At 72.9% G+C, this 9,276-nt stretch carries 11 protein-coding genes; 10 read left to right on the forward strand and 1 reads right to left on the reverse strand.

What is annotated here, in order from left to right:
* Positions 1–273: 273 nt before the first annotated feature.
* The 10 genes from AB0K51_RS19175 to AB0K51_RS19220 all read left to right on the forward strand — a co-directional run bounded on the left by AB0K51_RS19175 (position 274) and on the right by AB0K51_RS19220 (position 8,388).
* The gene (locus AB0K51_RS19175) at positions 274–660 is read left to right on the forward strand and encodes a hypothetical protein (RefSeq protein ID WP_363456567.1); all 387 of its coding nucleotides are present in this window, start codon (positions 274–276) and stop codon (positions 658–660) included.
* Positions 661–1,330: 670 nt separating this feature from the next.
* On the forward strand, positions 1,331–1,840 hold the full coding sequence (locus tag AB0K51_RS19180) for a hypothetical protein (RefSeq protein WP_363456570.1): 510 nt from the start codon (positions 1,331–1,333) through the stop codon (positions 1,838–1,840).
* Between the two features lie 53 nt (positions 1,841–1,893).
* Positions 1,894–2,928, forward strand: a complete 1,035-nt coding sequence (locus AB0K51_RS19185) for a hypothetical protein (RefSeq protein WP_363456573.1) — start codon at positions 1,894–1,896, stop codon at positions 2,926–2,928.
* 141 nt (positions 2,929–3,069) lie between these two features.
* A complete protein-coding gene (locus AB0K51_RS19190; protein ID WP_363456576.1) occupies positions 3,070–3,363 on the forward strand; it encodes a hypothetical protein in 294 nt (97 codons plus the stop codon).
* A complete protein-coding gene (locus AB0K51_RS19195; RefSeq protein ID WP_363456579.1) occupies positions 3,360–3,572 on the forward strand; it encodes a hypothetical protein in 213 nt (70 codons plus the stop codon). The genes AB0K51_RS19190 and AB0K51_RS19195 overlap by 4 nt, the downstream gene beginning before the upstream one ends.
* Before the next feature lie 230 nt (positions 3,573–3,802).
* A complete protein-coding gene (locus tag AB0K51_RS19200; RefSeq protein WP_363456582.1) occupies positions 3,803–4,348 on the forward strand; it encodes a hypothetical protein in 546 nt (181 codons plus the stop codon).
* Between the two features lie 112 nt (positions 4,349–4,460).
* Positions 4,461–5,198 carry a hypothetical protein gene (locus AB0K51_RS19205; RefSeq protein WP_363456584.1) on the forward strand — a complete coding sequence of 246 codons (738 nt, stop codon included), beginning with the start codon at positions 4,461–4,463 and terminating at the stop codon, positions 5,196–5,198.
* Entirely contained in the window at positions 5,195–6,046 is an 852-nt protein-coding gene (locus AB0K51_RS19210) for an AAA family ATPase (protein WP_363456586.1), read from the forward strand. The genes AB0K51_RS19205 and AB0K51_RS19210 overlap by 4 nt, the downstream gene beginning before the upstream one ends.
* Before the next feature lie 213 nt (positions 6,047–6,259).
* Positions 6,260–7,078: a hypothetical protein gene (locus AB0K51_RS19215; RefSeq protein ID WP_363456589.1), complete on the forward strand. Its 819-nt coding sequence runs from the start codon at positions 6,260–6,262 to the stop codon at positions 7,076–7,078.
* 89 nt (positions 7,079–7,167) lie between these two features.
* Entirely contained in the window at positions 7,168–8,388 is a 1,221-nt protein-coding gene (locus AB0K51_RS19220) for a hypothetical protein (RefSeq protein WP_363456592.1), read from the forward strand.
* 171 nt (positions 8,389–8,559) lie between these two features.
* Here the strand turns inward: AB0K51_RS19220 and AB0K51_RS19225 are convergent, their stop codons facing one another.
* Positions 8,560–9,072, reverse strand: a complete 513-nt coding sequence (locus tag AB0K51_RS19225) for a Pycsar system effector family protein (RefSeq protein ID WP_363456594.1) — start codon at positions 9,070–9,072, stop codon at positions 8,560–8,562.
* Positions 9,073–9,276 lie beyond the last annotated feature (204 nt).

The following is a 9,276-nucleotide window of genomic DNA, read 5'->3' on the forward strand; positions in this document are numbered from 1 at the left end:
GAACTGAACCGGCCTCCGGCGAACCGCGAACCGGCTTTGGCGAACCGCTGACCGTCCGAACCGGCCTCCGGAGAACCGCGAACCGGTCCCCGGCGAACCGCGCTGACGAAGTGAACCGCGAACCACGCGGTCCGGCCCCGGGATGAACGAAGCACCCCGGGGCCGGTGGGCAGCAACTGCCCAGCGGGCCGGTCTCGTCCCCGGCCCGCCCCAATCGTCCCGCACGGCGAACCGCGCGGGCACCACCCCGAACCGATGAAGGAGCGCCACCGCATGTCCGGCGACAACCTGCAGAGAATGACCAACGCAGCCGAACTGTCCCTCGTCACCGTCGAGGGCATCATCACCGAGTTCAGCGGGCGCTACCCCCGCGAACTCGTCCTGACCGACGCCTCCGGCAGCCTGACCATCGTCGTCAACGGCAGCTGCCAGGGCGGCACGGCGGCCAACGACCGCACCGACCTCGTCGGCACCTACGCCGTCGTCGCCGGCCGGCGAGAGGACCGCGGTCAGGTCCTCGCCTCCATCATCGAGATCCCCGCGGCCTCCGTGGCGCGCGAGCTGCTCATCCCGGCGACCCTCCCCGAAGGGGCCCTTTCCGTCCTCGCGGCGACCGTCAAGGCCCCGTTGGCCCTCCCGAGCGGCAACAACAATCCGTAGCGATCGGCCCTCGCCGTAGGGCACGGAGTCATGGCGGTGCTTCCGCCCCGGAGGTGTTCGGGGCGGGAGCACCGCCACGCTCGGGCTCCACCCGGCCGACCCCGCCCTCCAGCCCGATTCCTCGACAACCGGGTCTCCCGGCAGGTGGCTTCGAAGATCCACCATCCCGAAGACAGAATCACGGAAAGTCACCCATCTTCCTCGAGTTCCCCCGTCGGCCGATCAGGCGTCGACCGCCTCATGCCTGCGGCCGGCGGCACCGCACCGGAACTTCGCCCGAGCCGGGGACGAGCCGACTGTGGCCGGCGCGAGAGCCACCCCAGGTATCCCGCCTCCCCATACCTGCTCCGCCTGCTAACCCGCAGGTCAAAGGACATGCAGATCTGCTCTTGGGCTGCTCGGCACCTGCTCGGCGAACCCGGCCGGCCAGTGCCCGCGAGCAGGCGCTGAGCAGCCCCAGAGCAGGCCGTGAGCAGCCTCCGGCCAGGCTCCGGCACCGCTCCACGCGGGACACGGGGCACCCGGGGGAGATCTGCCAGCACCTCCTGGAATGTCACTGAACGTCACCAGATTCCCAGGCCCCGGGGCCACCCTCCGAGCCCGGGTACGAGGCGCCGCAAGGACCCTCGACCACTCGCCCATCCGATCCCGAAGGACCACTGCCGCCGCCATGACCGACCCGCCGCCCGCCCGGACCGCCGTACTCGACCAGGTCGAAGCCGCACTGCGCGACATCACAAACAGTTACCGAAACACCCAGCGCCCGCTGTGGAACGCGACCCGCACCACCGTCCGCAACGGGTCGGTCTTCTGGCGCTGGGCCCTGTTCGAGTTCGGCACGCGCCAGCAGCGCCGGACCGCCGAGCGGACGCGCTGGCGCGACCGCCCCACCTGGCTGGCCGGCCGCCTCGCCGCGCTCACCGCCTACACCGCCTTCGCCCTCGCGTACTTCGACCTCAACACCCGCGGCAGCCGAGCCGACATCGGCACGGCCATCACCGTCGCCGCCGGCTGGCTGCTCGCCCACCACCTGCTGCGTACGGCAGCCGCCCGGCACTCCGTAGCGCTGCGCTGGGTCCGCCTCACCGGCAGGACCTGGCCGCTCGCCGCCGTCCTCACCGCCGTCGTCGAAGCCCGCCTGTGGCCCGACGGCTTCCTCGCCGGAGTGCTCGGCACCTGAGCAGTCCGGCACCCGAACCACCCTCAACCACCACCACCGTGAACGGAACCGTCATGTCCATTGCCCTCACCGTCGCCACCGCCCTTGCCACCCGCGCCGCCGACCTCGCCCAGCGCCAATCGCCCAGCGCCTTCACCATCGGCATCGACTTCGACCAGGTCATCCACGACGACTTCGACGGATGGCGCGAAGGCGCCATCTACGGGCCGCCGATCCACGGCGCGATCGAGGCCCTCGACCGGCTCCTCCGGGCCGGTTGGAGCCTGTTCGTGATGACGGCCCGCCACCCCCGGCAGCATGAGGCCATCGCCCAGTGGCTGCGCCAGCGCCTCGACTGGGAGGTGATCGTCGACGACCAGGACCCCGAGCGCGCCTACTGGCACGGCCCCGAACTGCTCGTCAGCTCCCGGAAGTTCGGCGCCCTGGCCTACATCGACGACAAGGGCCTGACGTTCCACAGCTGGGAGACGGTGCTGGACGGCCTGCCCGACCGACCCGACACCTCCGCCTGGGCGTCCGGCACCGAGGCCGCCCCCGCCGCCGCGGACACCACCGTGCCCGACTGGTTCGCCGACGCGGACGCGGCCTACTGCCAGCAGCGCGTGGACCAGGACGTCGACACCTACACCGCCCTTCGGCACCAGGCCGACCAGATCAACGCCCTGCTCGACAAGCTCGGCGTCACCCCCGTCCGGCGCGCCGAGGTCGGCCGGGGCCTGTTCCTGGTGCCCGCCCTGCTGCTCGAAGCCGCGGAAGACGGCGACGGAAACGAGGTCCAGGCCACCTGGGACAGCGGCTTCGAGCACGTCGCGCTCGCCGTCCGGGAAGCCGAGGACCTGCCCAACGGCACCGCGCGGATCGTCGGAGCCCTCTGCGACCTGGCGGACATCGCCAAGGCCCGCTACGCCCCCGCCCCGCCGGCCCGCCCCGACGCCGGGATGGACCCGCTCGCCATCGCGCTCGCGGCGCTCGCCCGCCGCGTCGACCCCGACTGCCTCTCGGCGGACGCCCACGCCGTCACCACCGCCCTTCACGGGCTGACCGCCGCGATCGTCCTGGCCACTGGCAGCGCCGGCACCCGGGTCTGATTCGGCCGGGCGATCACGCTGCCCGTCACCTCCCCGGCCCAGCAGATCGGGTCGGCCGGTGGACGTGACGGGCGGCGCGGCCGTCCGGCCGGATCAGACCCGCTGCCCGTCAGGGGAGCGGCATCAGGAAGGAAGAACAACATGGGTCTCCACTGGGGCACCATGACCGGCCACGTGAGCTGTAGCGGCAGCCAGGCCTTCGCCGAGGCGCTGCGCTCGGCCGGAGTCGGCGACAGCGTCACCGTCGAGAGGTTCCTGACCGCCCTCGGAAGCGACTGGAAGGGCGACCACTTCTTCTTCAGCGCCGGCGAGGCGGGGGAGATCCGGGACGTGGTCCGCGAGGTCCGGCTCGGCACCGAGTGGAGCGGCCTGCTCGAATCGCTGGCGATGGACGCCCAGCAGGCCGTCGACTCCGGCGGCTGGAGGATCGAGTGACCCCCGCCGACCGGGGCGCAGCAGGAGACGAGCCCGCCGCCGACCCGCTCGCGGCCCGGGCCGAAGAAGCGGAGGAGCGGGGCCAGTTCAGGGAGGCTGCCCGCCTCTACGACGAACTCGCCCAGCGCCGCCGGGCCGAGTACGGCCCGTACGATCCGCGGACCCTGGACGCCTTCGAGGCGCTGGCCCGTGTGATCGCCGGTGACTAGCAGACCGAACGGACGCCCCGCTCGTCACCTCGCCGGCGCCGGCAGCGGGCTCGAGCGGCGCATCGCGGCGGGCGCGGGGCCTCACCACCGATGACGGCTGGGCCGCCGCCGCGTCTTGACGGAGTTCGGTCGCCGCGCCGACTCGCAGCCCGCCACGCGGCGCCGCCGTTCGGTCGTCCAGTCGGCCGGGCGGCGGTGCCGCGCCCTTCGACACCAGCCCGGAGATGTTGATGACTGCCGCTACCGAACCGTCCCAGCGCGCTGACCTGGTCGGCGACGAGAGCACCGAGTGGGCGCTGTGGATGAGCGCCACCGGCCAGCACCGGCCGATGCCCGACCAGGGCACCGCCCTGATCACCGCCGCCCAGCACGCCGCGCTCGCCGCGTTCACCGTTGCCGGGGACGGCGGCGGCCCGGTGGGGCACGCCGTCGTCCTGCATCACGGCCGCGTGTGGGTGCCCGAGTACCGGATCTCCATTGGCGCGGTGAGGCCGCGGTTGTCCTGGTCGGCTCACTGCACCGTGTGCGGGCGGGAGTTCGAGGACGAGGACTACTGCGGCTGGACCAGCGTCGACACGAGCATCCAGGTTGCCGTCGCGGGCGGCTGGAGCGAGCCCGTGCCCGGCCGGCCGGTCTGCGGTGCGGAGGACCGCGCGCACGCCGCCGCCCGCACTGGCGGGTCCGGTCTGCCCCCGGTCCCGCCGGTCCCCGGCCAGGTCCCGCTTCCCGGCCTGCCCCCCGCCACTCCCGCTCGCCTGCTGCAGCCGCAGCCCTGACCCACCGCATCGCCCCGCCGCCGCCTTACCGCTCCGCCCGGGCGCCGTCGGAGGACCCGACAGCTCACCACCCGACACCCGGCACTCAGCGCCGGACTACCCGAGGAACCCCATGAACCCCAACCACCGCGCCGCCCCGCAGCACCCGCTGCCGCCTGGCGACGACGTCCACACCTACTTCCACCTGTCCTACGCCGACTCCCTGGTCCTGCGCAGGGCGTTCCTGGAGGCCATGCCGCCCGGCTGGCAGGCGCTGTTCGTGCAGCTCCTGCGCGAGTACGACGAGGCGTTCGCGCACCTGCCCCAGCCCGAGGCCTACAAGGTCACCGCCGCGACCGAGCACATCGTCGGCGAGCTCGGCGACACCCAGCTGGCCGCCGCCGGAATCACCTGCGACCGCTACGGCGGTCTGACCCCGCCCACGGACCTGGACCCGGAGGAACGGGACGCCTGGGAGGACGAACACCGACTCCCCGAGGCGGTCTACCACCAGGACGGCGTTGATCTCGACCCGCACAGCCGGGTCCTGCTCCCCGCCCCCGACCCGGTCCCCCACTACCGCACCGGCCCCCGACCCACCCCCCAGGCTCCGGAGTCCGACCTGCTCCTGCTGGACGAGGCGCACCGACTCCTCGCCTACGAGGGCCTCGCCCGGGCCAACAGCGCCCTCACCGCCGCCAGCAGCGCCCTCGGCGCCCACCTCATCCAGGGCGTGCCTCCGGGGACGGTACGGAACCTGCTCGACCTCGCCCGCGCCACGGCCGCCGTCGGCCTTCGACTGGAGGGCACCGACTACCCGCGCGCCCACGTCCTCGCCCAGCTGGCCACCGGTACGGAGGCGCAGCGGTGATCGGGACGAAGGAGGCACTGGCCGCGTTCGGCCTGCCTGACCCCAGCCTGGTGCTGATCATCGGCTGCGCCGGCTCCGGCAAGTCGGCCCTGGCCGGAGCGTTCGACGGCGACGACGTGCTCGGCTCCGACCGGCTGCGCGGCCTGGTCTCCGGAGACCGCGGTAACCAGCTGGCCGACCTGCCCGCGTGGACCCACCTGCACTCCCTGCTGGAGGAGCGGATGCTGCGTTCCCTCAGCACGGTGGTGGACGCCACCAACGCGGTCAGGGAGCACCGGGCCGAGCTGATCTGCCGGGCGCAGCAGCGCGGTGTGCCGGTGGCCGCGATCGTGGCGGACACGCCGCTGGTGGTGGCGCTGGCGCGCAATGCGCGTCGGCCGCCCGGGCCGAGGGTGCCCGAGGCCGTTGTCGTCCAGCAGCACGAGCAGATCACCGCCGCGCTGACGGACCTGAAGACCGAGGGGATCGACCACGTCCGTACCCTCTCCTCGCTCCCGCTGCTGACCGTCCTGCTGCGCCGCAATGCGGCGGGGGAGGGGAATCCGGCGGAGGTGGACGTTGAGGCCCGGCACGTGTTCGGGGCGGATCTCGCCCGCCTGTTCGTCTGGGAGGAGCGGAACCGCGACGGCATCACCCTGGGCCGCCTGTCCCTGGGGAGCGAGGGGCTGGAGCTGCGGCACCGGGCGGGCGGCGAGCCGGGCGACGGCGGGTTCGAGGCGCTGGCGAACTGCGAAGCGGGGTGCCCCGATCCGGCCTGGGTGCCCGTACGGGGTGCGGGCGACCTGCTTGCCGTACACGAGGGCGCGCCCCGCGACGAGCCGCGCTGCGAAGTGTGCCACCCCTTCTGACCAGCAGTGGGACCGCCATCAAGGTGTGCGAGCCCATCACCTTGACGGCCTGTTGGGCTCCCCGACTGGGGAGCCCAACAGGCCGTTGCCCAGTCGTTATTCCGCGCGCTCCCGGCATCAAGCGATCCGTCAAGGAGTGCGGGGTTCACTGCGTCGCCCGCTCGCACCCGAGGCCGGCCGCGAGCACAACCAGAACGTGAGGAGCACCCACCGATGAGCACCGAGGCCTTCGCTGCACCCGAGGCCACCCTCCCGATCGACGCCACCGACGGCGACCCGCAGGACATCGCTGACACCCTCGCCGTCATGGCCGCCTGCTGCGCGCCGTTCGACGTCGTCGTCGCCGGGCAGCGCATTCGCTACCGGCCCGAGACGAACCTGCTGGCCGAGGCCCTCGCCCAGGCCGCCGCCCGCGAGGCCTACCCGGACAACCCGTCCGTGCCCCGCCTGTCCAAGCAGGCGGCCATCGCCTACCACCTGTGGATGCAGAGCGACCTCGCCGACCGCCGCCACCCCGGCATCGTCGCCGCGGAGACCCTGCACGACCGGCAGTTCGAGGCGGCACTGTTCGAGGCGGTGATGCTCGACATCGTCGCCCTGCAGTCCGGGACGGACATCCACAGCCCGACCGAGTGCGCCCGCATTGCCAACCAGCTGCGCAGGTTGCTGAACCTGCCCCTGCTCGACCACTTTGAGGTCCGCGCGTGGCTGCGGGGCGCCTACGCGGACTGGCTCCGCAACGGCCCTCACCGAGTCGACTGCCCCGGCGGCTGCTTCGGCTCCGGACAGGTGATGGCGGTCATGGTCTGGCAGGAGGAGGGCCTGGTCCCGCTGCACGAAGAGCCGGTGGACTGCCGGCGCGGCGTCCCGACGCCCGGCCACGGCCCGGACTGCATCTGCCTGGGCTCCGGCTTCATCCGCGAGCGAGGCGAGCGGGTCCTGTGCCTCGGGCCCGTCGACGACACCGCCACCGCGCCGATCTCCCCGCAGCACGCCACCGAGCACCCCCTCGGTGGCGAGCTGCCCCGCTGAACCGGGCCTGCTCGACACCGAACCGCGGCGTCGTCTTTCGGCGCCGACGCCCACCCCAGCCGTGACTCATCGTCAGGAGTGATCTACAGATGGAAATCAAAATTGTCGTTCCGCAGGTCCAGCAGGCCCGTTACGCGGCGCCGCGGGTCGCCGTCACGCCGGTGGTCGAGGTGATCTCGTCGGTCTCGGTCAGCTACCCGAGCTTTGCCCCCGGTCACTACCAGCAGATCCTGCTGGACACCCGGACCGGCGAGCTGCGCTTCTTCGAAAGCACCGAGCACCTGGAGCCCTGGAACCCGGCCTGGACGGCCGCCAACGACGTCCCCCGCGAGACGTGGCGGCGGTGGCACCCCGGCACGCTCTTCTCCGGCCGGGGGCCGCACATGTGGTTCCAGCCGGTGCCGGACCTGCTGGCCTGGGTCATCGACTCCGGCGTCAAGGAGCTGCCCTACCTCGGCGTCCAGGACGCGAACCGGCTGCTGGAGGAACTCGCCCCGCACGCCCAGGCCCTCCTGGACGGCCTCTTCCAGGCCGGCGGGGAACTGGACTGGTCGGCTACGGCTGCCCGGGCCGGGCGCACCATCGGCCGCCTGTGCGACCGGCACCACCGGGCCCAGCCCGCGACAGCGGACGCGGACGCCGATCTGGTCGACTACGCCGAGATCGTGGCCCGCTTCCCCGAGGTCTACCGCCCGGGAGTACTCGGAGCCGGACGGAAGCGGCTGGCCGACGGGTGCGAGGGCATCACGCGCTTCCTGGGCTGCAACGAGCACTGGCACCCGGAGATCAAGAAGGTCTTCGGCCGCACGGCCGATGACGGGACCTACGTCTACCTCGACGTCCTGGGGGTGCGGTCCTGGTACCGGACGGTGCTTCTGGGAGGCGACCCGCGCCCCGCCGTGGAGTTCGCGGACTGGGACTCCGAGCACAGCGCCCTCGCCGACAGCGGCATCACCTCGATGACCACCGACGCCGGGCTCGCATCCTGGTCCGAGCGCGTGACCACCCGCGCCGGGAGCGCCGGCATCAACCTCCTCGGTGCGCTGGAAGCCGCCCACGCTCACCGGACCGTCCTGCGGGAACAGGAATGGAACCGCCTGGCGGTGACCGGAGCCGACATCGCCGAGATGAAGGCCGAAGCGGTGCACGGCGCCGACATCAAGGCGTTGGAGGCCGAGCAGGCGGTGCTCATCGGTCGCGCGATCTCGTGGGGCCGTACCGACAGCTCGATCGCCCGCCGGGCCCGGACCAGCGAGCAGACCGTCACCAGCCTCCGCAGCAAGGCCGCCGGGAGCCCCGAGGCGGTCTGACTACCTGTGTCGTGCCTCCGAACAACTTGGGCATGCTCAACGAGCGAACGCGGGCGGCGAGATCCGCCGCGCTCGCCGAGAGCGAGCCCCGTCACCTTGACGGCCTGGGGGGCTCCCCAATTGGGGAGCCCCCCAGGCCGTTGCCAGTCGTCCGCGTCCGGTGGCGGTGGGTCAGATCAGCCCTGCGGGGAGGGCGAGTGCCAGGAGCACCAGCGAGACGACGGTGATATCCACTGCGCGGCGCAGCAGGACGTACTTCGCGCGGGCGATGCCCGCCAGGGCGAGGATGCGGCCCGCGGGGTCGGGTGTCGCGAGGTCCGCGTCGAGGCTGGCGCGGTCGCATCCGGCCCAGTGGACCCAGGTGCCGGGCGCGGCGGGTGCCAGGCGGGGGCGGACGACGGTGAGGGCGAGGGTCATGGCGAGGACCAAGCCTCCACCGCCGGCGACCACGAGGGCGGTGGCGAGCGGCGAGAGGTCGTGTCCGGGCACGACGGCAACGAGGACAGCGAAGGGCAGGGCCAGGGCCGTCAACAGGGCACCGGCCTTCCCGTCCGTCCTGGCCACTTCGGCGGTGACGGCCTTGTCGGCGGCGGCGTACTGGGCGGCGGTGGCGCCCGGCGCCGACGGCTGCCCGAGGTTGTCGGCCGCGTCGGGGGCGGCCTGCGTACAAGTCGTGGGCTGCATGGTTCCCTCCCTAGGTGCCCGCCGCCAGAGCGGCGGGGCAAGGGCGCGCCGACGGTCGGCCCGCCCGGTTCGCCTCCGGCCAGCCACCGACCGAAGGGTGTGCGCCTGACAGATGTTCAGGCGGTATCTGGTGGCGATCCCTTGCGGGTCCGCCGACAGGGGGTGTGACGATGGGCGGTGGCTCCGGGGCCGATTCGAGCGGCC

It is taken from the genome of Kitasatospora sp. NPDC049285, from assembly GCF_040678815.1.
Taxonomy (GTDB): Bacteria; Actinomycetota; Actinomycetes; order Streptomycetales; family Streptomycetaceae; genus Kitasatospora.

Excerpts from the sequence above, each read along its gene's own strand:
- AB0K51_RS19185 (WP_363456573.1), top strand. The coding sequence starts at position 1,894 with ATGTCCATTGCCCTCACCGTCGCCACCGCCCTTGCCACCCGCGCCGCC.
- AB0K51_RS19205 (WP_363456584.1), top strand. The coding sequence starts at position 4,461 with ATGAACCCCAACCACCGCGCCGCCCCGCAGCACCCGCTGCCGCCTGGC.
- AB0K51_RS19225 (WP_363456594.1), bottom strand. The coding sequence starts at position 9,072 with ATGCAGCCCACGACTTGTACGCAGGCCGCCCCCGACGCGGCCGACAAC.
- AB0K51_RS19215 (WP_363456589.1), top strand. The coding sequence starts at position 6,260 with ATGAGCACCGAGGCCTTCGCTGCACCCGAGGCCACCCTCCCGATCGAC.
- AB0K51_RS19190 (WP_363456576.1), top strand. The coding sequence starts at position 3,070 with ATGGGTCTCCACTGGGGCACCATGACCGGCCACGTGAGCTGTAGCGGC.
- AB0K51_RS19200 (WP_363456582.1), top strand. The coding sequence starts at position 3,803 with ATGACTGCCGCTACCGAACCGTCCCAGCGCGCTGACCTGGTCGGCGAC.
- AB0K51_RS19220 (WP_363456592.1), top strand. The coding sequence starts at position 7,168 with ATGGAAATCAAAATTGTCGTTCCGCAGGTCCAGCAGGCCCGTTACGCG.
- AB0K51_RS19175 (WP_363456567.1), top strand. The coding sequence starts at position 274 with ATGTCCGGCGACAACCTGCAGAGAATGACCAACGCAGCCGAACTGTCC.
- AB0K51_RS19180 (WP_363456570.1), top strand. The coding sequence starts at position 1,331 with ATGACCGACCCGCCGCCCGCCCGGACCGCCGTACTCGACCAGGTCGAA.